Source organism: Pseudomonas sp. CFBP 13719, assembly GCF_014842095.1.
GTDB lineage: Bacteria > Pseudomonadota > Gammaproteobacteria > Pseudomonadales > Pseudomonadaceae > Aquipseudomonas.
This window is the reverse complement of sequence record NZ_JACYVB010000005.1, coordinates 168624-192842: the sequence shown is the minus strand read 5'-3', so window position 1 is coordinate 192842 and position 24219 is coordinate 168624. Positions and strand designations below refer to the sequence as shown.

21 protein-coding genes are annotated in these 24219 nt (G+C 63.4%); 14 read left to right on the top strand and 7 right to left on the bottom strand.

Going from position 1 to position 24219, the window contains the following annotated elements; all coding sequences use genetic code 11:
- Positions 1–86 precede the first annotated feature (86 nt).
- From IFT57_RS17295 to IFT57_RS17285, 3 genes are all read left to right on the top strand, one after another.
- Positions 87–647, top strand: coding sequence for a GNAT family N-acetyltransferase (locus IFT57_RS17295; RefSeq protein ID WP_192152152.1), 561 nt, complete (start codon positions 87–89; stop codon positions 645–647).
- Positions 648–740: 93 nt separating this feature from the next.
- A complete protein-coding gene (tesB, locus tag IFT57_RS17290) occupies positions 741–1610 on the top strand; it encodes an acyl-CoA thioesterase II (RefSeq protein WP_122475415.1) in 870 nt (289 codons plus the stop codon).
- Positions 1607–2194, top strand: coding sequence for an HAD family hydrolase (locus IFT57_RS17285; RefSeq protein ID WP_192152151.1), 588 nt, complete (start codon positions 1607–1609; stop codon positions 2192–2194). Before tesB ends, IFT57_RS17285 begins: the two co-directional genes overlap by 4 nt.
- A gap of 42 nt (positions 2195–2236) precedes the next feature.
- Here IFT57_RS17285 and ypfJ read toward each other — a convergent pair whose 3' ends face one another.
- On the bottom strand, positions 2237–3124 hold the full coding sequence (gene ypfJ, locus IFT57_RS17280; RefSeq protein WP_192152150.1) for a KPN_02809 family neutral zinc metallopeptidase: 888 nt from the start codon (positions 3122–3124) through the stop codon (positions 2237–2239).
- Between the two features lie 142 nt (positions 3125–3266).
- On the opposite strand from ypfJ, the gene pcaH reads away from it, so the two are divergent.
- Both pcaH and pcaG read left to right on the top strand, forming a co-directional pair.
- Entirely contained in the window at positions 3267–3986 is a 720-nt protein-coding gene (gene pcaH, locus IFT57_RS17275; RefSeq protein ID WP_122475410.1) for a protocatechuate 3,4-dioxygenase subunit beta, read from the top strand.
- An 11-nt stretch (positions 3987–3997) separates the two neighbouring features.
- The gene (pcaG, locus tag IFT57_RS17270; RefSeq protein ID WP_192152149.1) at positions 3998–4603 is read left to right on the top strand and encodes a protocatechuate 3,4-dioxygenase subunit alpha; all 606 of its coding nucleotides are present in this window, start codon (positions 3998–4000) and stop codon (positions 4601–4603) included.
- Between the two features lie 126 nt (positions 4604–4729).
- On the opposite strand, the gene IFT57_RS17265 is transcribed toward pcaG, so the two are convergent.
- Together IFT57_RS17265 and IFT57_RS17260 are read right to left on the bottom strand one after the other, a co-directional pair.
- Positions 4730–5554 (bottom strand): aldo/keto reductase, encoded by an 825-nt coding sequence (locus IFT57_RS17265; protein WP_192152148.1) that lies wholly within the window; start codon positions 5552–5554, stop codon positions 4730–4732.
- 24 nt (positions 5555–5578) lie between these two features.
- Entirely contained in the window at positions 5579–7300 is a 1722-nt protein-coding gene (locus IFT57_RS17260; protein WP_192152147.1) for an FAD-dependent oxidoreductase, read from the bottom strand.
- 141 nt (positions 7301–7441) lie between these two features.
- On the opposite strand from IFT57_RS17260, the gene IFT57_RS17255 reads away from it, so the two are divergent.
- The 3 genes from IFT57_RS17255 (at position 7442) to IFT57_RS17245 (ending at position 10278) form a co-directional block, all read left to right on the top strand.
- Complete coding sequence (locus IFT57_RS17255; protein ID WP_192048661.1) at positions 7442–8218, top strand: IclR family transcriptional regulator; 777 nt, start codon at positions 7442–7444, stop codon at positions 8216–8218.
- Between the two features lie 122 nt (positions 8219–8340).
- Positions 8341–9393, top strand: coding sequence for a Gfo/Idh/MocA family oxidoreductase (locus tag IFT57_RS17250; protein ID WP_192152146.1), 1053 nt, complete (start codon positions 8341–8343; stop codon positions 9391–9393).
- 69 nt (positions 9394–9462) lie between these two features.
- On the top strand, positions 9463–10278 hold the full coding sequence (locus tag IFT57_RS17245; RefSeq protein WP_192152145.1) for a sugar phosphate isomerase/epimerase family protein: 816 nt from the start codon (positions 9463–9465) through the stop codon (positions 10276–10278).
- Positions 10279–10290: 12 nt separating this feature from the next.
- Here IFT57_RS17245 and IFT57_RS17240 read toward each other — a convergent pair whose 3' ends face one another.
- Positions 10291–11631, bottom strand: a complete 1341-nt coding sequence (locus IFT57_RS17240; protein ID WP_122795411.1) for an MFS transporter — start codon at positions 11629–11631, stop codon at positions 10291–10293.
- A gap of 545 nt (positions 11632–12176) precedes the next feature.
- Between IFT57_RS17240 and quiC the strand changes: the two genes are divergently transcribed.
- Both quiC and IFT57_RS17230 read left to right on the top strand, forming a co-directional pair.
- Positions 12177–14087: a 3-dehydroshikimate dehydratase QuiC gene (quiC, locus tag IFT57_RS17235; protein ID WP_192152144.1), complete on the top strand. Its 1911-nt coding sequence runs from the start codon at positions 12177–12179 to the stop codon at positions 14085–14087.
- A gap of 94 nt (positions 14088–14181) precedes the next feature.
- Positions 14182–14853, top strand: a complete 672-nt coding sequence (locus IFT57_RS17230; protein WP_122715081.1) for a TetR/AcrR family transcriptional regulator — start codon at positions 14182–14184, stop codon at positions 14851–14853.
- 345 nt (positions 14854–15198) lie between these two features.
- On the opposite strand, the gene IFT57_RS17225 is transcribed toward IFT57_RS17230, so the two are convergent.
- The 3 genes from IFT57_RS17225 to IFT57_RS17215 all read right to left on the bottom strand — a co-directional run bounded on the left by IFT57_RS17225 (position 15199) and on the right by IFT57_RS17215 (position 18521).
- Positions 15199–16050, bottom strand: coding sequence for a shikimate dehydrogenase (locus tag IFT57_RS17225; protein ID WP_446731209.1), 852 nt, complete (start codon positions 16048–16050; stop codon positions 15199–15201).
- Positions 16051–16146: 96 nt separating this feature from the next.
- On the bottom strand, positions 16147–17232 hold the full coding sequence (trmA, locus tag IFT57_RS17220) for a tRNA (uridine(54)-C5)-methyltransferase TrmA (protein ID WP_192152143.1): 1086 nt from the start codon (positions 17230–17232) through the stop codon (positions 16147–16149).
- Positions 17229–18521, bottom strand: a complete 1293-nt coding sequence (locus tag IFT57_RS17215; protein WP_122475388.1) for an NCS2 family permease — start codon at positions 18519–18521, stop codon at positions 17229–17231. Before IFT57_RS17215 ends, trmA begins: the two co-directional genes overlap by 4 nt.
- A 236-nt stretch (positions 18522–18757) precedes the next feature.
- Here IFT57_RS17215 and IFT57_RS17210 point away from each other — a divergent pair, with 236 nt between their 5' ends.
- The 4 genes from IFT57_RS17210 to IFT57_RS17195 all read left to right on the top strand — a co-directional run bounded on the left by IFT57_RS17210 (position 18758) and on the right by IFT57_RS17195 (position 24218).
- Positions 18758–19276, top strand: a complete 519-nt coding sequence (locus IFT57_RS17210; RefSeq protein ID WP_192152230.1) for a (2Fe-2S)-binding protein — start codon at positions 18758–18760, stop codon at positions 19274–19276.
- Positions 19273–20262: an FAD binding domain-containing protein gene (locus tag IFT57_RS17205; protein WP_192152142.1), complete on the top strand. Its 990-nt coding sequence runs from the start codon at positions 19273–19275 to the stop codon at positions 20260–20262. The genes IFT57_RS17210 and IFT57_RS17205 overlap by 4 nt, the downstream gene beginning before the upstream one ends.
- Entirely contained in the window at positions 20259–22448 is a 2190-nt protein-coding gene (locus IFT57_RS17200) for a xanthine dehydrogenase family protein molybdopterin-binding subunit (protein WP_192152141.1), read from the top strand. Before IFT57_RS17205 ends, IFT57_RS17200 begins: the two co-directional genes overlap by 4 nt.
- 333 nt (positions 22449–22781) lie before the next feature.
- Positions 22782–24218 carry a cytochrome ubiquinol oxidase subunit I gene (locus tag IFT57_RS17195; protein WP_122475379.1) on the top strand — a complete coding sequence of 479 codons (1437 nt, stop codon included), beginning with the start codon at positions 22782–22784 and terminating at the stop codon, positions 24216–24218.
- The last annotated feature ends 1 nt before the right edge of the window (position 24219 follow it).

The window sequence follows — 24219 nt, the reverse complement described above, 5'->3', positions numbered from 1 at the left end:
CTGACACCTCGCGTTCGAAAGGAGCGGGACGGTGTTTGCCACGCCGAATCAGGCCGGGGCGAGCGGGTATCGACAAGGAATCAGCAATGAGCGGGATCCTCCAACTTGAAAGTGCGCGACTGATCTTGCGTCAGTGGCGAGACAGCGATTTGCCGGCGTTTGCGGACATGTGCGCCGATCCGCGGGTCATGCGTTATTTTCCCGAAACCCTGGGACGACTGCAGAGCGCCGCCGTGATCGGCCGTGTGCGTGGCCATTTTGCCGAATTGGGCTACGGCCTGTGGGCGCTCGAGCGCAAGGACAGCGGGCAGTTCATCGGCTTCGCCGGACTGGGCCAGGTGGGTTTCGATGCGCCTTTTGCCCCGGCTACCGAGATTGGCTGGCGCCTGGCCTATGAGCATTGGGGCCTGGGTTTCGCCAGCGAGGCGGCCTGGACCTGTTTGAATTGCGCTTTTGGCCGCTTGGGCCTGAACGAGGTGGTGGCGTTCACGGCGGTGGCCAATGTGTCGTCGGAGAAAGTGATGCAATCGATCGGCATGCTGCGCGACCCAGAGGGCGACTTCGACCACCCTAACCTGCCCGGGCATGAATTGCAGCGGCACATGCTGTACCGCATCACCCAGGATCAGTGGCAGCACACTCGCTAGCGCTCCCACAGGTGTCCGCAGTACAAGTGTCCGCTATCATTGCGCCCATTTGGTTCTGCCTATGTGGGTAATGCCTATGCCGAGGAGTTTTGAATGAGCCATGTGTTGGACGATCTGGTCGAGCTGCTGAGCCTGGAACCCATAGAAGAAAACCTGTTCCGCGGCCGCAGCCAGGACCTGGGCTTTCGCCAGCTGTTCGGTGGCCAGGTGCTGGGCCAGTCGTTGTCGGCTGCCAGCCAGACGGTCGAGCCCGATCGCCACGTGCATTCGCTGCATGGCTACTTCCTGCGCCCCGGCGATGCCCAGCTGCCGGTGGTGTACATGGTCGACCGAGTGCGTGACGGCGGCAGTTTCAGCACGCGCCGGGTGACCGCCGTGCAGAAGGGCCAACCGATCTTTACCGGTACCACCTCGTTTCAGTACGACGAAGAAGGCTTTGCCCATCAAAGTGTGATGCCCGAAGTGGTCGGGCCGGAAAACCTGCCCACCGAGCTTGAGCTGATGCAGCAGGTGGCCCATCTGATCCCTGCGCACATGCGCGACAAATTGCTGTGCGGCAAACCCATCGAGATGCGCCCCGTGGCCGAGCGCGACCCGTACAACCCCACGCCGACCGATCCGATCAAATACATCTGGTTTCGCGCCGACGGCGCACTCGCCCAGACCCCCGCCTTGCACAAGTACGTCATGGCCTATGCCTCGGACTTCAACCTGCTGACCACTTCGTTGCTGCCCCACGGCAAGTCGGTGTGGCACCGCGATATGCAGATCGCCAGCCTCGATCACTCGCTGTGGTTCCACGGCAACCTGGTCGCCGACGACTGGCTGTTGTATGCCCTGGACAGCCCCTGGGCGGGCAACGCGCGTGGCTTCGCCCGCGGCAGTGTGTACAACCGCGCCGGCCAGTTGGTGGCGTCATCGGCCCAGGAAGGTCTGATCCGCCATCGGCAGGACTGGTCATGAGCCTGGCGCGGGTTCGCCACTGGGTGTTCGACCTGGACGGCACGCTGACCGTGGCCGTGCATGACTTTGCCGCCATCCGCCGTCATCTTGAGATTCCGCAGGAGGCCGACATTCTTGACCACCTGGCCACCTTGCCGGCCGAAGAATCACATGCCAAGCATGCCTGGTTGCTGGAACACGAGCGCGCATTGGCTGTGGCCTCGGCGCCAGCACCTGGCGCGGTGGAGCTGGTCCGCGAACTGGCCGACCGTGGCCATCGTCTGGGCATTCTCACGCGCAACGCACGCGAACTGGCGCACATCAGCCTGCAGGCGATCGGCATCGCCGACTGTTTTCAAGCCGACGATGTGCTGGGCCGCGACGAAGCTGCGCACAAGCCAGACCCGGCCGGGCTATTGCGCTTGGCCAGCGCCTGGCGCGTGCGCCAGCCGGACATGGTCATGGTAGGGGATCATCGGATGGACCTTCAGGCCGGCCGGGCGGCTGGCACCGCCACGGTGCTGGTCAACCAGCCGGAGAACCTCTGGCCGGAGCTGGCGGACTGGCATGCGCTGGACTGCGCGCACCTGCGCGAACTGATCTGAACCCGCCACCACCTGCTGGGCAGGTGGTGGTGGGCAAACCATTCAGAGGCTCTTGGCCGCGAACGTGTCGCACTGGACGATCTGGCCCTGGGCGAAGCCGGCCTTGAACCAGCGCACGCGCTGCGCCGAGGTGCCGTGGGTGAACGAATCGGGCACTACACGACCCTGGCCCTGCTGTTGCAGACGGTCGTCGCCGATGGCATTGGCAGCGTTCAAGGCTTCTTCGATGTCACCCGGCTCCAGCCAGTTCAAGCGCTTCTGCCCATTGAACGCCCAGACCCCGGCGAAGCAATCGGCCTGCAGTTCCTGGCGCACCAGCAAGCCATTGGCACCTTCCATGCGCTGGCCACCCTGACGAGCTTTCTGCACCTGATCCGACACGCCCAGCAAGGTCTGTACGTGATGACCCACCTCGTGAGCGATCACGTAGGCCTGGGCGAAATCGCCGGCGGCGCCGAAACGCTGGGACATTTCGCGGAAGAACGCCATGTCCAGATACACCTGCTGGTCGGCGGGGCAATAGAACGGTCCGCTGGCCGCCGTCGCGTAGCCACAGGCCGACTGCACCTGGCCGCTGAACAGGATGAGCTTGGGTTCCTTGTAGGTGTGGCCACCTTGCTGGAAGATCTGCTTCCAGGTGTCTTCGGTATCGCCCAGTACCGTGCTGACGAATTCGGCCTGCTCATCGTTGGCCGGTGGCGCCTTGCGCTGGCTGGTGTCGACCGGCGCGGCCTGCTGGCCCTGGCCGGTCAGTTCACCGAGAATCTGCATGGGGTCCTGCCCGGTCAGCAGGCCGAAGCCGACGATCAGCACCACGGCGGTCAGGCTCAGGCCCTTGCCGCCCATGCGCATCCCGCCGCCGCCACTGCCGCCACCATCACCGCGGGCATCCACGACGTTATCGCTGCGTCGGCCTTTCTTCCATAACATGGCAAATCCTCACTCGATTCATGCATAACCATTCGGGTATGCCTGTGACCGTGTTTTTCAATATTCGTTGTCGGCCATTTCCTTGAGACTAGTACGAAGCCTTAAAACAGGTCCTCTATAAATCGAATAACAGGAGAACGGCATGTCTTCCCAAGACAGCAGTCGCTTCATCATCCGTGATCGCAACTGGCACCCCAAGGCGCTGACGCCCGACTACAAGACCTCGACCATGCGCTCGCCGCGCCAGGCCTTGGTGAGCATTCCGCAGTCGGCCAGTGAAAGCACCGGCCCCAACTTCGCCCACCTCAAGTTCGGCGAGTTCGATAACGACCTGCTGCTCAACTACAACCATGGCGGCTTGCCGATCGGCGAGCGGATCATTCTGGCCGGGCGCGTCTGCGACCAATTCGGCAAGCCGATTGCCAATACCCTGGTGGAAATGTGGCAGGCGAACGCCGGTGGCCGCTATCGGCACAAGAACGACCGCTACCTGGCGCCCCTGGACCCCAACTTCGGCGGTGTCGGCCGCACGCTGACCGACAGCGAGGGCTACTACAGTTTCCGTACCATCAAGCCGGGCCCGTACCCTTGGCGCAACGGGCCGAACGACTGGCGCCCGGCCCACGTGCATTTCTCGGTGAGCGGCCCGTCGATCGCCACCAAGTTGATCACCCAGCTTTATTTCGAAGGCGACCCGCTGATCCCGATGTGCCCCATCGTCAAGTCGATCAACGACCCCGAGGCGGTGCAGAGCCTGATCGCCAGGCTGGACATGGCCAACGCCAATCCGATGGATTGCCTGGCCTACCGTTTCGACATCGTGCTGCGCGGTCAGCGCAAGACTCACTTCGAAAACCGTTGAGGGGAATCGACATGCCTATCGAACTGCTTAAAGAAACCCCGTCACAAACAGCTGGCCCCTACGTTCACATCGGCCTGGCCCTGGCGGCGGCCGGCATCGAGCCGCGCGAGCATGAAATCTGGAACCAGATGGCCAAGCCCGAAGCGCCAGGCGAGCACATCCTGCTGTTGGGCAATGTCTACGACGGCAATGGCCATCTGGTGCGCGACTCGTTCCTGGAACTGTGGCAGGCCGATGATCAGGGCCACTACCACATCGATTTCGACCAGAACCAACCCTTCAACAGCTTTGGCCGTACCGCCACCACGTTCGATGCCGGCGAATGGACCGTGCAGACGATCAAGCCAGGTGTGGTGAACAACGCCGCTGGCGTACCGATGGCGCCGCACATCAACATCAGTCTGTTCGCCCGCGGGGTGAACATTCACCTGCACACGCGGCTGTATTTCAGCGATGAGGCCGAAGCCAATGGCAAGGACCCGGTGCTGAATCTGATCGAACAACCCGCGCGCCGGGAAACCCTGATTGCAACGCGCTGCGAGGTGGACGGCAAGCTGGCCTACCGTTTCGATATGCGTATCCAAGGGGAAGGGGAGACGGTGTTTTTCGATTTCTGATTGGATATTGCGGTGCCTTCATTCGCGGGCAGAGCCCGCTCCCACAGGTCTCCCGTGTGACCTCTGGGCAATCTGTGGGAGCGGGCTCTGCCCGCGAATGGGAGCACCGCGATTCAAAGCCCTACCTCAATCCCACTTGGGCGCGAAATCCGGGCTCACCAATCTTTGATCCTTGGGCAGCGCCGCAATGATCCGACGATCTTCATCGTCCAACTGCACCTTCAGCGCATCCAGGTTGCTCTGCTGGTTGGCTTTGCTCGCCGCCTTCGGAATTGCCGCCACGTTCTCCTGATCCAGCAGCCACTTGAGTGCCACCTGGGTCGGCAGTACACCGTGCTTGCTGGCGATCTGCTGCAGCTCGGGAATCTGCGACACCTTGTTGCGCACCAACGGGCTGTAGGCGGTCAGCGCCATGTCATGTTTGCGGGCGTAGTCGAGCAGGGCGTTCTGGCCCAGGGTCACATGGTATTCAACCTGGATCGCCGCCAACGGGGCGTTCAAATCTTCCATGACATGGCGCAGCAGCGGCAGGGGAAAGTTCGCCACGCCGATGTTCAGCGCGCGGCCGTCCTGCTTGAACGACACCAGGGTGTCGATGGCTGCTTTCACATCCCAGCCCTCCTGGCCGGGCCAGTGGATCAGGAACAGGTCGATGTAGTCGCTTTGCAGCGCGCTCAAGGTGTTCTGGAACGATTCGCGCATCGCGTCGGGCGCCAGCTTGTCCCACCAGACCTTGCTGGTGACATGAATGTCGCCGCGCGGCACCCCGGACTCGGTCAGGCCACGACCCACGGCGGCCTCGTTGTTGTAGCCGGCGGCGGTATCGATGTGCCGATAGCCCAGTTCCAGTGCTTGAATCACGGCCGAGGTGCACTCCTCGCCAAGCATCGGCCAGGTGCCAAGCCCCAGTTTCGGCATCTTCAGGTGCTGCGCGTTGGTGATGAGTTGCATGTCGATCTCCTTCTCTAATGGCGGTTATTCGTCCTGCGTTGCCCCGGCAATGTGCCGCGCGGCGACGTAGCCGAAGGTGGCGGCAGGGCCCAGGTTGATGCCACCGGCCGGGTAATGGCCGCCCATGATGCTGGCCATGTCGCTGCCGGCGGCGTACAGCCCGGCAATGGGCAGGCCCTGACGATCAAGCACCTGTGCGTGCTCATTGGTCTTGAGCCCGGCGAAGGTGCCGAAACTGCCCGCTTCAACCTTGACCGCATAGAACGGCCCCTGTTCGATCGGTGCCACGCACGGGTTGGGCCGGTGCAGCGCATCGCCTTGCTTGCGGTTGTAGGCGCTGCCGCCGCGGCCGAATGCCGGGTCCTGCCCCTGGCGCGCGTGCCGGTTGAAGTCGTCCACCGTACGGCGCAGCCCCGCCGGGTCGATGCCGCAGGCGCTAGCCAATGCCTCCAGCGTACTGCCCACCTTGAGGTATCCGCTGTCCAGGTGTGGCTTGAGCGGCAGGGGAAAAGGCCGCGAGATGCCCAATCCGTAGCGACGCTGGAAGCGATGACTGCATATCAGCCAGGAGGCGACCTCAGTACCGGGGGCGTGTTCGACCATGGCCTGGACGTAGTCGTAGTAGCCGTCAGCCTCATTGACGAAGCGCTTGCCGTTGGCCAGCACGCCGATGATGCCGGGCTTGGCCCGTTCGATGATGTGCGGGAAGTGGCCGACGCTGCCGTCGGCGTAGGGCACTCGCGAAACCGGGCACCAGGCTGCGGCCGACGCCAGTTCGGTGGCCACTTCGCCGCCGGCCGCCTCGCCCAGGCGCAGCCCGTCGCCTTCGACGCCCAGCGGTGGCAGGGCCAGGTGCTCATGGCCGGTGGGCGTGCGCGGGAACAGGCTGCGACGCCGCTCGATATCGTTGGCGAAACCGCCAGTGGCCAGCATCACGGCCTTGCGCGCGCTTATCGTGACCTCACCCTTGGCCGTCTCGACCACTGCACCGCACACCCGCGAGCCCTGCATCGACAACCGCCGGACCGGCGCCGACTCCCACAGCAGAACGCCCAGATCATCGGCCGACTTTACCAGCCGCGCCACCAGCGCAACGCCGTTGCGCAGTTGCATGGCGCGTCCGTGCCAGGCCAGGTCGAACAGATGTCGGCCCACTCGCCGGCTGACGTGCAGTAGCGAACGCCAAGATCGAGTCAGCGTAAGAAAGGCGCTCAGGTCAGCCCCCGCCATGATGGGCATGCCCAGGAAGGAGGTTTCGCGCATCGTTCTGCGCAGGCGCTTGAGCAGCTTCTTGTCGAGCTGGCGTGCGTCGTAGGGGGCCGCGATGACCGAGCGGCCACCGGTGCCGGCGCCTGGGGTATCGCCATGGATATCGGCGATGGCATTGCCGTCGGCAAATTGCAGACGGGTGTGTTTCTCGAAGAACGCGACCATCTGCGGGGCGGCCTCGAGGAAGGCATCGACCCGCGCCGGATCGAAGCGCGCGCCCAGTTCATGTTGCAGGTAGGTGCGAGGCAGGGCCGGATCTTCATCGATGCCGGCGCGCCGGGCCAACGGGTTGCGCGGCACCCACATCCAGCCACCGGACCAGGCAGTTGCGCCGCCAAAGGTGCTGTCCTTTTCGACCACGATCACGCTCAGCCCGTGGTAGGCGGCGGTGACTGCCGTGGCCAGGCCTGCGGCCCCCGAGCCGATCACCAGTACATCGCACTCCACAGGGGGCGTTACGCAATCGGAAGCAGGCATGGGGCGAATCTCCAGAGCGGCAGGTGGGTCGACTTATATTTTATAGAACCTGGTTCCACATTCTATGGATTGCTGGCCGAATCGCCAAGTGTAGAATCGGCAGAATTTTTCTACCCGTTCCAACTTCCCGAGAGCCCTATCATGGCCGGCAGTCAGATCGAACGGGCGCTCAGCCTGCTTGAGCGCCTTACCAACGAACCCCGCGGCCAAGCTTTGCAGGCCCTTGCCGAGCAATTGGGCATGCCCAAGAGCGCGGCCCATCGCATGCTTTCCGAACTGAGCCGGTTGGGGTATGTGCGGCAGAACACCGAAACCTTGCGCTATCACCTGTCGACCAAGCTGGTTGCGTTGGGCTTCCAGTACCTCTCGGGCAGTGGTGCCGATATCGTCCAGCCGATTCTCGATCGCCTGGCTCAGGACACAGGCGAACTGGTGCGTCTTGGAGTGATCGAGGGTGAGCGGCAAACCTGGATCGCCAAATCCCAGGGCGCTCGCTCCGGCCTGCGCTACGACCCGGAAATGGGGCGCGATGCGCCCTTGTTCTACACCGCCTCCGGCCACGCCTGGCTGGCCACGCTGAGCGATGCCAAGGCGCTGGCCCTGGTTGAGCAGCAAGGTATTGCCAGCCGTGACGACTTCGGGCCGAACGCCCCGCGTTCCAATGCCGATCTGCTCGAGCGTCTGCGCCTGGCCCGCGAGGCCGGCTATGCCTGGGTGGTCGAGAGCTCCGCGCTGGGCACTTCGGCCCTGGCTGCGGTCATCCGGCATCCACGGGACGCTCACGTGGTGGGTGTGCTGAGCGTTGCCGGGCCCAGCGCGCGATTGTCAGAGGCACGCCTGCACGAATTGGCGAATGGGCTGTTGGCTGCGGCACAGGAGCTGTCTCAGGTCAGCCTGGCGTCGGAGCTGTTCAGCTGAGCGTTGGAACAGCGATGCCGTCTGGGTCCGTCGATTCGTCGCCAATCCGTTATCCATGACTTGAAATATTCCGGAACTCGGTTCTAAATAAGTGGAGAGAATAAAAAACAAAGGATTTCATCGTGACCGTCCCTCTGCAAATTGCCCTGATCGGTGCCGGCACCATGGGCCGACAGCATTACCAGCACCTGCGAGAAATGGATGCAGCGCAACTCTGCGCCATCGCCGACCCCGGTCCTCAGGCAGCCGCCTTTGCCGCTGAATGTGCGGTGCCACATTTCACCGATCATCGGCAGATGCTGGCGCAGGTAACGCCTGCAGCCGTCATCGTGGCCAACCCGAATGCTCAGCATGTGCGCACGGCACTCGATTGCCTGGCAGCCGGTGTGCCCGTGCTGCTGGAAAAACCGGTAGGGGTCGATCTGGACGAAGTGGCCGCGCTGGTAGCTGCCAGCGCCGCCAGCGGCGTACCGGTCCTGGTCGGTCATCACCGGCGGCACAACCCGATGATCAGCCGGGCCCGGCAAGTCGTGCAAAGCGGCGTGCTCGGCCGCCTGACCACGGTGACAGCGTTGTGGCAGCTGCAGAAACCCGACAGTTATTTCGACATTGCCTGGCGCCGCGAACCAGGGGCCGGAATGCTGCTGACCAACCTGATTCATGACCTCGATCTGCTGCGCTACCTGTGCGGCGAAGTCCGCCAGGTGCAGGCCTTCGGCAGCAATGGCATTCGCGGCTTCGGCAACCACGACAGTCTGGCGGTGTTGCTGCAGTTCGAAAACGGCGTGCTGGGCACCTTGACCGGTTCCGACGGTGTGGCTGCGCCCTGGAGCTGGGAGCTTGGCTCGGGCGAGAACCCGGTCTATCCACGCCAGGCCGATCAGCCGTGCTACCTGCTGGCTGGCACTGCCGGTGCGCTGAGCGTGCCGCAACTCAAGCGCTGGCATTACGCCGAACCGGGCGCAGGTTGGCATGAGCCCTTGCTGCAGGTGCAGGAAACCTTTGACTCTGCAGAGGCGTTGCGCGTGCAGCTGGAGCATTTCGTCGAGGTCGCGCGTGGGCACGCCGAGCCGCTGGTGAGCGCAGCGGATGCCGCGCGCACCCTGGCGTTGGTCGACGCCATCGGCGAAGCGATACGCAGCGGATGCGCCTGTGCGCCACGTGCCTTGGGCTAGGCCGGTGGGTTGGCTGACATCCTCGTGCCCTGGCCACCGTCGTCCCTTTCACGCCCCAAGGAACCGTCCATGACCCACCGTATCCTGTCCCTGGCCGCATTGACCGTGCTCGAGCTGTCGCCTCCCGAGATGGTCGAAGTCGCTGCCCGCGCCGGCTACAGCCACATCGGCCTGCGTACCGAGCCGGCTACCGCCGAAGAGCACCATTATCCGCTGCTGCGCGACAAGGCATTGCAACGCCAGACCGCCGCACGGTTGCGTGACACCGGCATCAAGGTGCTGGACATCGAAATCCTGCGGCTCAAGCCATTTACCCGCGTGGCGGAGTTCGAAGCTCACCTGGCCTTGGGCGCCGAGTTCGGCGCGAGCGAATTGCTGGTGGCGGGTAATGATCCAGACCTGCAAAGGGCCAGCGACAATCTGGCCGAGCTGTGCGACCTGGCGCGGCCCTATGGCATCCATCCGCACCTGGAATTCATGCCGTGGACCGACTGCCCGGACCTGGCCAGTGCGATGGTCATGCTCGACAAGGCCGGTCGCGACAATGCCTGCATCCTGGTCGATGCCTTTCATTTCGACCGCTCCAACTCGCGACTCGAAGAGCTGCGGACCCTGCCGGCGCACCGTTTGCGTTATGCCCAGCTGTGCGACGTGGCAGGACCGCGTCCCGATGACATGGCCGAGATACTGCGCCAGGCGCGCCAGGAACGACGTTTTCCCGGAGACGGTGATTGCGACCTGGTCGGCTTGCTGCGGGCACTGCCTGGGGATATCCCGCTGAGCCTGGAGATACCCACGGCGCGCCTGCTGGAACAGGGTGTGAGCGCTTATGAAAGAGCGCGGATGGCCCTCGAGAAAACCCAGGCGTTATTGGCTGGGATGTAGGCCGCGCCTGGCTCAACCCCCCTGCGGCACCTTGCGCGGTGCCATCAGGTACAACCACACCAGGGCAATGAAATACATCGCCGGAATGATCGTGAACAGCACCGTGTAGTTGTTGTTGGTCACCGTCAGGATGTACCCCACCACCTGCGTCATGAACATCCCGCCCACCGCCGCGCACATGCCGCCGAAGCCGAACACCGTGCTCATCATGTGCTTGGGTGTGTAGTCCATCACCACGCTCCAGATGTTGGCCGTCCACGCCTGGTGCGCGGCAATGGCCAGCGAGATCGCCGCCACCGCCACCCACAGGTTGGCCGCGCCAGCAGCAAACACCACGCTGATGATCGCCAGCGCAAACACCAGCATCGACAGCAGCCGCGCCTTGACCGGTTGCATGCCGCGTCCGATCAGGAACGACGACAGCACGCCGCCGCCCACGCTGCCGACGTCGGCACTCAGGTAGATGATGATCAGCGGAATGCCCATCTGGGTGACGTTGATGCCCAACTGGTATTGCTGATTGAGGAACGGCGGCAGCCAGTACAGGTAGAACCAGAACACCGGGGCCGTCATCATGAACGCCCCGGCGAAGGCCCAGGTGCCGCGCATGGTCATGATCTTCCAGAACGGCACGCCCGCTTGTTCGGGCGCTTCCTGATCCTGGATGTATTCCAGTTCGCTGGCCTTGACCCGGGGGTGCTGGTCCGGGTCGAAGTACTTCAGGCCCCAGAATACCGCCCAGGCCAGGCCCAATAGGGCGATGGTGAGAAACGCCGCCTGCCAGCCCCAGACGCTGAGGATCAGTGGCAGCATCATCGGCGTCAGCAGGGCACCCACGTTGGTCCCGGCATTGAAGATGCCAGTGGCCACCGCGCGTTCCCTGGCCGGGAACCACAGCCGGGTGGTCTTCACGCAGGCCGGGTAGTTGGCCGCCTCGGTGAGCCCGAGAATGAACCGGCAGACCATGAAGCCCACCGCCGAAGTGGCCAGGCCATGGGCGCCGGTGGCCAGGCTCCAGAGCAGCACCGCGCAGAAGAACACGCGCTTGACGCCGATCCTGTCGATCAACCGGCCCTGCAGCAGGAAGCCGATGGCGTAGCCCACCTGAAACCAGAAATTGATGTTGGCGTAGTCCATCGCCGTCCAGTTCATCTCCTTGGCCAGAATCGGCTGCATCACGCCCAGCGCGGCGCGGTCGATGTAGTTCAAGGTGGTCGCGAAGAACACCAGGGCGAGCATGCCCCAGCGAGTCTTGCCGACCGCGGCGCCGGCTTTGACCATGTCCCGGAAACCGACTTTGGCATCAGGCGCCTGTTGGGCGCGGGGCAGGGCGGAGCTGTGGGGTTGTGTCATGGTTGGGGCCTTCCGTACAGGCGCGGTGGGCAGGAGCCACCGCCGAACTTCGACTGAGCGCGGCGCAGTCCGATACAGCGGCGTGCACGGTATCAGAGACGTCGCCGTCAGGGGGTGCGCTCGGTGGGGTCAGACAGGTGCGTCTTGGTAGTCTTCGACGCAACCGAAGACGGGTACGGACACGGCGCAGGAGCAGATAGGGGTGTGCATGAGCGATTACCTGGGTTCTTGAAATTCTTATGGGGTGTTGACCGGCGGTGCTGACGGTCCGCGCTCGGTCGATTGGCAAAATGTGCATCGACCAGCTTCACTGTCGGGAACGATGGTGGGCACACGGCCCCGGCGAATCAATCGACCCATGCGGTAATTGGTCGATAATCGCACGCAAAACTAACTGGTTGGTACGTGCTCGGGTAGAGTAGCAAGCTGATACAACCACTTCTTTCATCACGGTTTTGCCTGCTTGCAAGGGCACGGCAGAACTGCAGAAAAAGGCTCGTTTCGAGGCCTCCCCGTAAGCCCTCGAGCAGCCATTGGAGCGTGCCATGCAGCGTTCGATCGCCACTGTGTCCCTGAGCGGTACCCTGCCGGAAAAACTCGAAGCCATTGCCGCCGCCGGTTTCGATGGCGTGGAAATCTTCGAAAACGACCTGCTGTACTACGACGGCAGCCCCCGGGAAGTTCGGCAGATGTGCGCCGACCTGGGCATTGCCATCACCCTGTTCCAGCCGTTCCGTGACTTCGAAGGCGGCAACCGCTCGCGCATGGCGCGCAACTTCGACCGCGCCGAGCACAAGTTCGATTTGATGCAGGAACTGGGCACCGACCTGGTGCTGGTATGCAGCAATACCGCTGCCGACTCCCTGGGCGAACAGCAGATTCTCGTCGACGACCTGCGCCAATTGGCCGAGCGCGCCGACAAGCGTGGCCTGCGCATCGGCTACGAAGCCCTGGCCTGGGGCCGCCACGTCAACACCTACCAGCAGGTCTGGGACATCGTTCGCCAGGCCGACCACAAGGCGCTGGGCGTGCTGCTCGACAGCTTTCACACCCTGTCGCTCAAGGGCGATCCGCGTGCGATAGCCGACATTCCCGGCGACAAGATCTTCTTCGTGCAGATGGCCGATGCGCCCATTCTGGCCATGGACGTGCTGGAGTGGAGCCGACATTTCCGCTGCTTCCCCGGGCAGGGCGAGTTCGACCTGCCGGGCTTTCTCGCGCCGATCATCAAGACCGGCTACACCGGGCCGTTGTCTCTGGAAATCTTCAACGACGGTTTCCGTGCCGCACCGCCTCGGGCCAACGCGGCCGACGGCTTGCGCTCGCTGCTGTACCTCGAGGAAAAAACCCGCAAGCTGCTGGAGCAGGAGGCCACGGCAGTGCCCAATATGGACATTCTGTTCGCGCCCCCGGCTGCGGATGAATACCAGGGCATCGAGTTTCTCGAGTTCGCCGTGGACGAAAGCCTGGGCGCCAAGCTCAGCCACTGGCTGCAGCAACTGGGTTTTGCCAAGGCCGGCCAGCATCGCTCCAAGAACGTCAGCCTGCTGCGTCAGGGCGATATCAATCTGATTCTCAACGCCGAACCCTATTCTTTTGCCCACAACTTCTTCGAATCCCACGGCCCGTCACTGTGCGCCACGGCGTTGCGGGTCAAGGACAGCGCCAAGGCACTGGAGCGCGCCGTGGCCTACAAGGCCCAGCCTTTCCGCGGTCTGGTCGGCCCTAACGAGCGCCAGCTGGCGGCCGTGCGGGCCCTGGATGGCAGCCTGATCTACCTGGTGGACGACGCCAGCGATGGGCCGACCATCTACGAGTCCGATTTCAGCCTCAGTGCGCCCGCGGCGACACCCGGCATGCTCAAGTCCATCGACCACATGGCCATGGCCATACCGCCGGACACCCTCGACAGCTGGGTGCTGTTCTACAAGACCGTGCTGGACTTCAAGGCCGACGACGAGGTGGTGCTGCCCGACCCCTACGGCCTGGTGAAAAGCCGTGCGGTGCGCAGCCAGTGCAGCTCGATCCGCCTGCCGCTGAACATCTCGGAGAACCGCAACACAGCGATCTCCCATGCGCTGTCGACTTATCGCGGCTCGGGCGTGCATCACATCGCCTTCGATTGCGACGACATTTTCGCGGCCGTGAGCAAAGCCAAGGAGGCTGGGGTGGCACTGCTGGACATCCCGCTCAACTATTACGACGACCTGGGCGCGCGGTTCGATTTCGACGACGAATTCCTCAGCGAACTGGCGTACTACAACGTGCTATACGACCGTGACGCCAACGGTGGCGAGCTGTTCCACGTGTACACGGAGCCGTTCGAGGAGCGTTTCTTCTTCGAGGTGCTGCAGCGTCGTGGTGGCTATGCCGGCTATGGCGCGGCCAACGTCGCCGTGCGGCTGTCGGCCATGGCCAAGGCGCGCGCCGGCGGCATCCGTCACGCCAAGCTGTGAAGGCGTGCCCGCAGCGCAGGTGTGCTGCGGGCTTTCCATGGGCGCGCGGCGCGCCGCATAATGGCCGCTGACCAACGACGGCCGTGAGCCCAGCATGACTACGATCTCAGAGGCGGACGCGCAATCGACCGACGTTCCTCGCAAGCCCCGCAAGAACAACCCCGAGAAGACCCGCGAGAACATCCTGCAGGCCGCCATCACCGAGTTCGTCGAGCAGGGTCTGGCGGGCGCGCGCGTGGATGCCATCGCCGAGCGTACGCACACCTCCAAGCGCATGATCTATTACTATTTCAGCAGCAAGGAGCAGCTTTACCTGGAGGTGCTGGAAAAACTCTATGGTGATATTCGCGGCACCGAAGCGAAGTTGCATCTGGACGAGCTGACGCCGGTGGAAGGCATCCGGCGGTTGGTGGAGTTCAGCTTCGATCACCATGATCGCAACGAGGATTTCGTGCGTATCGTGTGCAACGAAAACATGCACAAGGGCGAGTACGTCAAGAAGTCCACGAGCATTCGCGAGTTGAACAAGACCGTGCTGCTGGCATTGGCCGACCTGTTGCGACGTGGTACCGAACAGGGCGTGTTTCGTCCGGGCCTGGATGCCATGGACGTGCATTTGCTCATCAGCTCGTTCTGCTTCTACCGAGTGTCCAACAAGCACACCTTCGGCGAGTTGTTCCAGGTCGATTTCAACGAAGCCACGTTGAAGCTGCACCACCGCGAAATGCTCTGCGAATCGCTCCTGCGCTTCATCAAGGCCCCGTAGCGGCATTTCGCCTGACACACCGCCTTGGCCGCCGACGCGGCTCGCGCCGCTGCTACAAATGCCCCATGTGCGCCGATATCACCCTCTGTAGCAGCGGCGCAAGCCGCGTCCGGCCACACCGCGTTGCGCCTGACACACCGCACCCACCGCCGACGCGGCTCGCGCCGCTGCTACAGACACCGCGATCCCCTGTAGCAGCGGCGCAAGCCGCGTCCGGCCACACTGCGTTGCGCCTGACCCACCGCACCCACCGCCGACGCGGCTCGCGCCGCTGCTACAGACACCGCGATCTCCTGTAGCAGCGGTGCAAGCCGCGTCCGGCCGCACCGCGTAGTGGGTTTTGACTTATGCGTTCATTTCGGCGAAATGCGCCATCATGCGTTCGGCATCGGCTTGCCGGCCGCTGAACAGCTCGAAGGCCTTCACCGCCTGGAACACCGCCATGGTGCCACCGTCCAGCGTACGGCAACCCAAGGCGCGGGCTTCACGCAGCAGTTCGGTCTCGAGCGGAAAATAGACGATTTCGGCCACCCACAACGCCGGGTGCAATGCCGCCTTGGGCACGGGCATGCCTGGCAGCTTGGCCATGCCCATCGGCGTGGTATTGACCAGTCCGTCGGCCTCGGACAAGGCCGCCAGCAGGTCACTGCCCACGCGCGCCGGCTGCCCCGGGAAATGCTGGTTGAGGTTGTCCGCCAAGGCCTGCGCCCGTGCCGGCTCGACATCGAAAATGGTCAGTTGCCCCACACCCTCGAGCAGCAAGGCATGGGCCACTGCCGCACCGGCGCCGCCGGCGCCCATCTGCACTACGCGGTCGCGCTTGGCACCCTGCATGCCGCGGCGAAAACCTTCGGCGAAACCCAGGCAGTCGGTGTTGTGGCCCACCCGTTTGCCGTCCTTGAGCACCACGGTATTCACCGCACCGATCCCGGCCGCTTCCGGCGACAGCTCATCGAGCAGGGGGATGATCGCCTGCTTGGCAGGGAAAGTGATGTTCAAGCCGGTAAAGCTCATGCGCTGAGCGGCAGTGAGCAGCTCTTCGAGGGCGCCGTTGTCGAGCTTCAGCGCATCCAGATCGATCAGCCGGTAAACATAACCCAAGCCTTGCGCGGCGCCTTCACGCTCGTGCATGGCCGGGGTACGGGACTGCTGAATACCGGCGCCGATCAGGCCTGCCAGGACGTTATTGCCGCTCATCAGGTGACTCCATTGTTATTGTTTGTGCAATGGAGATAAATTGTACGAACTAGTTACTTACGTCAAATGGTTTTCGACGATGGCGCAGGGCGCGCCTCAACGGCGCACCAGCAGGACCCCCGATTCCATGTGGTGGGTATACGGAAACTGGTCGAACAGCGCGCACTTGGCCACTTTGTGGGTGTCATGCAGCTGCTGGATGTTGGCCGCCAGGGTTTCCGGATTGCAGGAAATGTACAGGATGTTGTCGAAGCGCCGGGTCAGCTCGCAGGTGTCCGCATCCATGCCGGCCCGCGGCGGATCGACGAATACGCTACCGAAGTCATAGGCCTTGAGATCGATGCCCTGCAAGCGGCGGAAAGGACGCACCTCGTTCAGCGCTTCGGTCAGCTCTTCGGCCGACAGACGCACCAGCGTCACGTTGTCGACTCCATTGTCGTCGAGGTTGTGCAGGGCGGCGGCAACCGACGTCTTGCTGATCTCCGTGGCCAGGACCTTGCGCACTCGGGTGGCCAGCGGCAGGGTGAAATTGCCGTTGCCGCAGTACAACTCCAGCAGATCATCGTCACGCGGGCCCAGGGCCTCGTACGCCCAGTTGAGCATCTTCTGGTTGACCGTGCCGTTGGGCTGGGTGAACGCGCCCTCGGGCTGGCGATAGCGGAAGGTACGGCCAGCGACGTCGAGCGCCTCGACTGCATAGTCGCGGCCGATGACCACACGCTTGCCCTTGGAACGACCGATGAGGCTCACGCCCAGATCGCTCGCCAACTGCTCGGCCGCGCGTTGCCAATGCTCGTCCAGCGGGCGGTGGTAGCACAGGGTGACCATGGCGTCGCCGTCCAGCGTGGTCAGGAACTCCACCTGAAACAGCTTGTTGCTCAGCGCTGCATCGTTCTGCCAGGCGGCCTTGAGGCGCGGCATCAGCTCGTTGATGCGGGTGCTGGCAATGGGAAAGCTGTCGATCAGGATCGGTACATGCTTCTCGCCGGGGGCGAACATCGCATAGTGACGCTGGCCATCCTCGCGCCACAGGCGAAATTCCGCACGCAGCCGGTAGTGCTCGCGCGGCGAATCGAAGACAGCCGGTTCCGGCGCGTCGAACGGCGCCAGCAGCGCGCGCAGGCGCGCCACTTTTTCATCCAGTTGCTGGGTGTAGGAGGAGGGGTCGAGAACAGCACTCATGGATACCAGCCCAGTTTCACAACGAACAGAATGGAAAGGATCACCAGTGCCGAATTCAAGTCGCGGGTACGGCCCGCCAGCAGCTTGATCAAGGTCCAGGCGATGAAGCCGAAGGCGATGCCGTTGGCGATCGAATAGGTCAAAGGCATGGCCAGCGCAGTGACCACCACCGGTGCGGCTTCGGTGATGTCGTCCCAGTCGATCTCAGCCAGCCCCGAGGCCATCAATACCGCCACGAAGAACAACGCCGGCGCCGTGGCATAGGCCGGCACGCTGCCAGCCAGCGGAGCGAAGAACAGCGCCAGCAGAAACAGCACTGCAACCACGATGGCGGTCAGCCCGGTACGGCCACCGGCACTCACACCGGCGGCGGACTCGATGTAGCTGGTCGTGGTGGAGGTGCCCAGCAGCGAGCCGGCCATGGCCGCCGTGCTGTCGGCAATCAACGCGCGGCCCATCTTCGGCATGTGGCCGTCCTTGCCCATGAGGCCGGCGCGCTTGGCAACGCCGATCAAGGTCCCGGAGTTGTCGAACAGGTCCACGAAAAGGAAAGCGAAGATCACGCTCAGCAGGCCGATGTCCAGGGCCCCGGCGATGTCCAGTTGCATGAACGTCGGCGCCAGCGACGGCGGCATCGACACCAGCCCGTTGAACGGGCTGAAGCCCAGCAGGATCGACGCGGTGGTCACCACCAGAATGCCGATCAGCACCGCCCCGCGAACCTTGCGCGCCTCCAGGGCAACGATCAGGAAAAAGCCGAGGATCGCCAGCACCGCGCCAGGCTTGGTCAGGTCGCCCATGCCCACCACCGTGGCCGGATTGCCGACCACGATGCCAGCGCCCTGCAGGGCGATCAGCGCCAGGAACAGGCCGATGCCGGCGGCGATGGCCGAGCGCAGCGGCAGGGGAATGCTGTTGACGATCCATTCGCGGATGCGAAAGATCGACAGCAGGAAAAAGCACACGGCCGAGATGAACACCGCACCCAGCGCCACTTGCCAGGTGTGGCCCATGTGCAGGACCACGGTGTAGGTGAAGAAGGCGTTCAGGCCCATGCCGGGCGCCAGGGCGATCGGGTAGTTGGCGATCAGACCCATGATCGTCGAGCCAATAGCGGCAGCCAGGCAGGTCGCGACGAAGACCGCGCCCTTGTCCATGCCGGTTTCACCCAGGATGCTGGGGTTGACGAACAGGATGTAGGCCATCGCCAGGAAGGTCGTCACCCCGGCGAGTATTTCCGTGCGCACGTTGGTGTTGTGCGCCTTGAGTTGAAACAGCCTTTCCAGCATGCCTGCTCCCTGTGGCGCTTTTTGCGCCGTTGCCGTTGTTGTCGAGTGTTGTAGTGTCGACCCTGATAGCAAAGCACATCCGGGCGGTAAAAAAAGCCGCGCATCATACCAGCAGCACCGCATGGAAACACTCATCAGCTCGTCTGAACGAATGGCGACCGCACAAAGTCGTACCTGCAAACGACGCGACAAGAAAAATGTCGCGCAGCAAGCTGAATTACCGTGAGGTCGACCCGATGAGCACGCTTTCTCCCAGCGCTGGTGCGCAGCCGTACGCCAGCCACAGCATCTCCCTGCAACTCAATGGCCAATTACGTCAACTCGACGTGCTGCCCTGGACCACTCTGCTGGACCTGTTGCGCGAACAACTCGACCTGGTCGGCAGCAAGAAAGGCTGCGACCACGGCCAGTGCGGTGCCTGCACCGTGCTGCTCAATGGCAAACGGGTCAATGCCTGCCTGACCCTGGCGGTGATGTGCGATGGCGCCGAACTGACCACCATCGAAGGGTTGGCGCAGGGTGACCAACTGCATCCGGTCCAGGCCGCATTCATCAAGCACGACGCTTTCCAGTGCGGTTACTGCACGCCTGGGCAGATCTGCTCCGCCGTCGGCCTGATCAACGAAGGCCGTGCCGAATCCAGCGCCGACATCAAGGAATTGATGAGTGGCAACCTGTGCCGCTGCGGCGCCTACAGCAACATTCGCGCGGCCATCGAAGAAGTGGTCGAAGTGCAGGGGGGCGAGCGCTCATGAATCCGTTTACCTACGCCAAGCCTGCAGGCGTCGATGAAGCCGTACGCCTGGCTGGCCCGCACTCGCGCTTCATCGCCGGTGGCACCAACCTGCTCGACCTGATGAAAGAAAACGTCCTGCAGCCCGAGCAGCTCATCGACATCACCGGGCTGCCTCTGCGTGAAGTCGAGGAGACCACCGACGGCGGCGTGCGCATCGGCGCATTGGTGAGCAATGCCGACCTGGCCTGGCATCCGTTGATCGAGCAGCGTTACCCATTGCTCAGCCAGGCGATTCTGGCGGGCGCATCGCCGCAGCTGCGCAACATGGCCAGCACCGGTGGCAACCTGCTGCAACGCACGCGTTGCTACTACTTCTATGATTCGAAGATGCCGTGCAACAAGCGCGAGCCTGGCACCGGCTGCCCGGCCAAGGACGGCCTGAATCGCATTCACGCCATTCTCGGCGCCAGCGAGCAATGCGTGGCCACCCATCCTTCGGATATGTGTGTGGCCTTGGCGGCCCTGGCTGCCGTGGTTCATGTACAAGGCCCGAACGGCGCACGCACCATCGAGTTCGCCGACTTTCATCGCCTGCCTGCCGACGCCCCCGAGCGCGACAACCAATTGGCCGATGACGAGCTGATTACCGCAGTGGAATTGCCTGCCGCCGGCTTCACCGCGCACAGCCAGTATCTGAAGATTCGCGATCGGGCGTCCTATGCGTTCGCACTGGTCTCGGTCGCGGCCGCTCTGGAACTCGACGGCGAGACCATCCGCGACGCCCGCCTGGCGCTGGGCGGGGTTGCTCACAAGCCATGGCGCGACGAGGCGGTGGAACGCCTGCTGATCGGCCAGCCCGCCACAGCCGAAACCTTTGGCAAAGCCGCCGACCTGTTGCTGCAGGACGCTCGCGGCCTGCAACACAACACCTTCAAGATCAAGCTGGCCCGCCGCGCGATAGTCCGTGCCCTGAGCGATGCCGCAAAAGGGGAGATGCAGCCATGAGCACACTTGGCCAACCCATGGACCGCGTCGAGGGTCTGCTCAAAGTGACGGGTCAAGCGCGCTATGCCGGCGAGTTCCCGGAAGACGGCCTGCTGTTCGGCAGCGTTGTCTCCAGCACCATCGCCAATGGTCGAGTGGTTTCCATCGACGCTTCCAAAGCGCTGGCGCTGCCCGGTGTGGTGGCCGTGATCGACCACACCAACCGGCCGAAACTGGCCAGCTACGACGAAAAATACGAAGACGACGACTCCGCCGATGGCTCGCCGTTTCGTCCGCTGTACAACGACAACGTGCTCTACAGTGGTCAACCCCTGGCCTTGGTCGTCGCGGAAAACCTGGAACTGGCCCGCCATGCAGGCTCGCTGGTGCACATCGAGTACGCCCAGGAATCCCACCAGACCGACCTGCGCGCCCAGCTGTCCGCCGCCAAGCCGGCACCCGCCGAGCTGCCCGAGCCACGTGGCGATTTCGCCGGGCAATTCGCAGCTGCGCCGATCACCGTCGACGCGACCTACGACACGCCGGTCGAGCACCACAACCCGATGGAGCCGCACGCCAGCACCGCGCTCTACCAGGCCGATGGTAGCCTGGTCATCCACGACAAGACCCAGAGCACGCAGAACTGCCAGACCTACCTGTCCAACGTGTTCGGCATGGACAAGGAGCGGATCCGCGTCATGGCCGCCTTTGTCGGCGGTGCCTTCGGTTCTGGCCTGCGTCCGCAGTATCAGCTGCCTTTGGCCGTCATGGCGGCCCTGCACCTCAAGCGCTCGGTGCGCGTCACCTTGACCCGTCAGCAGATGTTCACCTTTGGCTACCGCCCACGCACCGTGCAGCAACTGCAGCTGGCCTGCAGTGCCGATGGCAAGCTGCAGGCGGTCGGTCACACCGCGACCGGGCAGACCTCGCGCTTCGAAGACTTCTCGGAACATGTCGTGGAATGGAGCGGCATGCTCTACCACTGTGACCACGTCAAACTGACCTACAACCTGGTGCCGCTGGACGTGTTCACGCCGCTGGACATGCGGGCGCCGGGTGCGGCCCTGGGCATGATCGGCCTGGAGTGCGCGATGGACGAGTTGGCCGTGGCGGCCAAAATCGACCCGGTCCAGCTGCGCCTGGTCAACTTCTCCGACACCAATCAGAACGAAGGCAAGCCGTATTCCAGCAAAGAGCTCAAGGCCTGCTATCAGCAGGGTGCCGAACGCTTCGGCTGGAGCCAGCGCAAGGTCGAGCCGCGCAGCATGCGCCGCGATAACCAACTGGTGGGCATGGGCATGGCCGGTGGGGTCTGGGAAGCCATGCAGATGCCGGCCAGCGCCAAGGCCAGGCTGGACAAGCAAGGCAAGCTGGTGGTGAGCAGTGCGACCACCGACATCGGCACTGGTACCTATACCGTGATGACCCAGATTGCCGCTGCGGCGGCCGGCGTCGCCGCGCAGGACGTGGAGTTCAAGCTGGGCGACTCGTCGCTGCCTACGGCGCCGCTGCAGGGTGGCTCGTTCACCGTGTCTTCGGTAGGCACGGCTGTGCAGCAGGCCTGCGAGGCACTCAAGGCCAAGTTGATCCACGCGGCCAGCCAGGTGCAGCCGGCGTTTGCCGACGCCGATCCTACCCAGGTGTTCGTCGAGAACGGCGAACTGCGTTGCCCTGGCCACCATTTGTCGCTGGCGAACCTGGCCAGCATCGACGGCTCGGACACTTTCGAGGCGCAGGTCGACGCCAAGCCGGACAAGAAGCGCGAAGGCTATGCCACGGCTACGCATTCGGCGGTGTTCGTTGAAGTGGAGGTCGACGAAGACCTTGGCACCATCCGCGTGACCCGTGTGGTCAGCGCCGTGGCCGCCGGTCGCGTGGTCAATCCGAAAATGGCCCGCAGCCAGATTCTCGGCGGGGTGGTCTGGGGCCTGGGCATGGCGCTGCAGGAAGAGACCCAGACCGACCATAACCTGGGCCGGTTCATGAACCACAGCCTGGCCGAGTATCACATTCCAGTGAACGCGGACATCAACGACATCGAAGTGATCTTCGTCGACGAGCCTGACGACATCGTCAACGCCCTGGGTTCCAAAGGCGTCGGCGAAATCGGTATCGTCGGGGTTGCCGCTGCAGTGGCCAACGCCATCTACCACGCTACCGGCAAGCGTGTTCGCGAGTTTCCCATCACGCTGGACAAGGTGCTCTGAGGAACCTGGCCCGGCAGGTGCCTGCGCGGTACCTGTCGGGCCTTTTTGGGTAACAGATAGCCTCTTCAAAGCCCATACCAGAGGAAAGTAAACCGGGTGCGACATCTGGTCGTGCGGCACTAAACCACACGGGCCAAGGCTGCAAACAAGGCTACTCTTTGAAGGTGTCTTCATCCATGTCAACGCCTCGTCTGGCGCGGCATGGCGGCCAAACGGCCACAATCCCTGCGACGTGGACTCCACTAGAACGAAGTCATCAGACCGCGCTCCCCTCGCAGGGGCCGCTGGCATGGGCCGCCCGCCTGCGCCGGTTCACCTGATAGAGGAAGCCCCATGTTCGGTTTAGAGGCAATCGATCTCGCCCGAATGCAGTTTGCGTTTACGGTCTCGTTCCACATTCTGTTTCCCGCCATCACCATCGGTCTGGCCAGCTATCTGGCTGTGCTCGAAGGCATGTGGCTGAAAACCCGTGACGACACCTACCGCGATCTGTATCACTTCTGGTCGAAGATATTCGCAGTCAACTTCGGCATGGGCGTTGTGTCCGGTCTGGTGATGGCCTACCAGTTCGGCACCAACTGGAGCCGCTTCTCCGACTTCGCCGGTGCCGTCACCGGGCCGTTGCTGACCTACGAAGTACTCACTGCGTTCTTTCTGGAAGCGGGCTTCCTGGGTGTCATGCTGTTCGGCTGGAACCGCGTGGGCCGTGGCCTGCACTTCTTCTCGACGATAATGGTGGCAATCGGCACGCTGATTTCCACGTTCTGGATTCTTGCGTCCAACAGCTGGATGCAGACCCCCCAGGGCCATGCGATCATCGACGGCCGGGTGATTCCGGTCGACTGGTTCGCGGTCATCTTCAACCCCTCGTTCCCGTATCGCCTCGTGCACATGTCCATTGCCGCATTCGTGGCCACGGCGTTCTTCGTCGGCGCCTCGGCGGCCTGGCACCTGCTGCGCGGTCGCAACACCCCGGCCATCCGCCGGATGTTCTCCATGGCCATGTGGATGGCGCTGATCGTGGCGCCCGTGCAGGCCTTCGTGGGTGACATGCACGGCTTGAACACGCTCGAGCACCAGCCGGCCAAGATCGCCGCGATCGAAGGCCACTGGGAAAACAAGGGTGACGAGGCCACCCCGCTGATCCTGTTCGGCTGGCCCGACATGGAAGCGGAGAAGACCCGTTTCGCCGTCGAGATTCCCTACCTGGGTAGCCTGATCCTGACCCACAGCCTGGACAAGCAGGTACCCGCGCTCAAGTCCTTTGCCAAGGAAGACCGGCCCAACTCGACCATCATCTTCTGGTCGTTCCGCGTCATGGCCGGACTGGGCATGCTGATGATCTTCGTCGGTCTGTGGAGCGTATGGCTGCGCAAGAAAGATGCGCTGTTCACCTGCCGTCCGTTCCTCTACCTGACGCTGTGGATGGGGCCATCGGGCCTGATCGCGATCCTGGCGGGCTGGTTCACCACCGAGATCGGCCGTCAGCCGTGGGTGGTCTACGGCCTGATGCGCACCGCCGACGCCTCCTCCAACCACAGCATCGGCCAAATGACCTTCACCCTGGTGATGTTCGTCGTGGTGTATTTCGCGCTGTTCGGCGTGGGCCTGGGCTACATGATGCGCCTGGTGCGCAAGGGTCCCAAGGCGCACGAAGACAAGATCAACACCGGTGGCCCTGGTACCCAGCGCACGCCTGCACGTCCTCTTTCGGCTGCCCATGAAGGCACCGAAGAAGGCCACACCGACACCTTGAGCAAGGGGCACTAAG

Bases quoted from the DNA above. Each gene is read 5' to 3' on its own strand.
- IFT57_RS17295 (WP_192152152.1), top strand. From the start codon at position 87: ATGAGCGGGATCCTCCAACTTGAAAGTGCGCGACTGATCTTGCGTCAG.
- tesB (WP_122475415.1), top strand. From the start codon at position 741: ATGAGCCATGTGTTGGACGATCTGGTCGAGCTGCTGAGCCTGGAACCC.
- IFT57_RS17285 (WP_192152151.1), top strand. From the start codon at position 1,607: ATGAGCCTGGCGCGGGTTCGCCACTGGGTGTTCGACCTGGACGGCACG.
- ypfJ (WP_192152150.1), bottom strand. From the start codon at position 3,124: ATGTTATGGAAGAAAGGCCGACGCAGCGATAACGTCGTGGATGCCCGC.
- pcaH (WP_122475410.1), top strand. From the start codon at position 3,267: ATGTCTTCCCAAGACAGCAGTCGCTTCATCATCCGTGATCGCAACTGG.
- pcaG (WP_192152149.1), top strand. From the start codon at position 3,998: ATGCCTATCGAACTGCTTAAAGAAACCCCGTCACAAACAGCTGGCCCC.
- IFT57_RS17265 (WP_192152148.1), bottom strand. From the start codon at position 5,554: ATGCAACTCATCACCAACGCGCAGCACCTGAAGATGCCGAAACTGGGG.
- IFT57_RS17260 (WP_192152147.1), bottom strand. From the start codon at position 7,300: ATGCCTGCTTCCGATTGCGTAACGCCCCCTGTGGAGTGCGATGTACTG.
- IFT57_RS17255 (WP_192048661.1), top strand. From the start codon at position 7,442: ATGGCCGGCAGTCAGATCGAACGGGCGCTCAGCCTGCTTGAGCGCCTT.
- IFT57_RS17245 (WP_192152145.1), top strand. From the start codon at position 9,463: ATGACCCACCGTATCCTGTCCCTGGCCGCATTGACCGTGCTCGAGCTG.
- IFT57_RS17240 (WP_122795411.1), bottom strand. From the start codon at position 11,631: ATGACACAACCCCACAGCTCCGCCCTGCCCCGCGCCCAACAGGCGCCT.
- quiC (WP_192152144.1), top strand. From the start codon at position 12,177: ATGCAGCGTTCGATCGCCACTGTGTCCCTGAGCGGTACCCTGCCGGAA.
- IFT57_RS17230 (WP_122715081.1), top strand. From the start codon at position 14,182: ATGACTACGATCTCAGAGGCGGACGCGCAATCGACCGACGTTCCTCGC.
- IFT57_RS17225 (WP_446731209.1), bottom strand. From the start codon at position 16,050: ATGAGCGGCAATAACGTCCTGGCAGGCCTGATCGGCGCCGGTATTCAG.
- trmA (WP_192152143.1), bottom strand. From the start codon at position 17,232: ATGAGTGCTGTTCTCGACCCCTCCTCCTACACCCAGCAACTGGATGAA.
- IFT57_RS17215 (WP_122475388.1), bottom strand. From the start codon at position 18,521: ATGCTGGAAAGGCTGTTTCAACTCAAGGCGCACAACACCAACGTGCGC.
- IFT57_RS17210 (WP_192152230.1), top strand. From the start codon at position 18,758: ATGAGCACGCTTTCTCCCAGCGCTGGTGCGCAGCCGTACGCCAGCCAC.
- IFT57_RS17205 (WP_192152142.1), top strand. From the start codon at position 19,273: ATGAATCCGTTTACCTACGCCAAGCCTGCAGGCGTCGATGAAGCCGTA.
- IFT57_RS17200 (WP_192152141.1), top strand. From the start codon at position 20,259: ATGAGCACACTTGGCCAACCCATGGACCGCGTCGAGGGTCTGCTCAAA.
- IFT57_RS17195 (WP_122475379.1), top strand. From the start codon at position 22,782: ATGTTCGGTTTAGAGGCAATCGATCTCGCCCGAATGCAGTTTGCGTTT.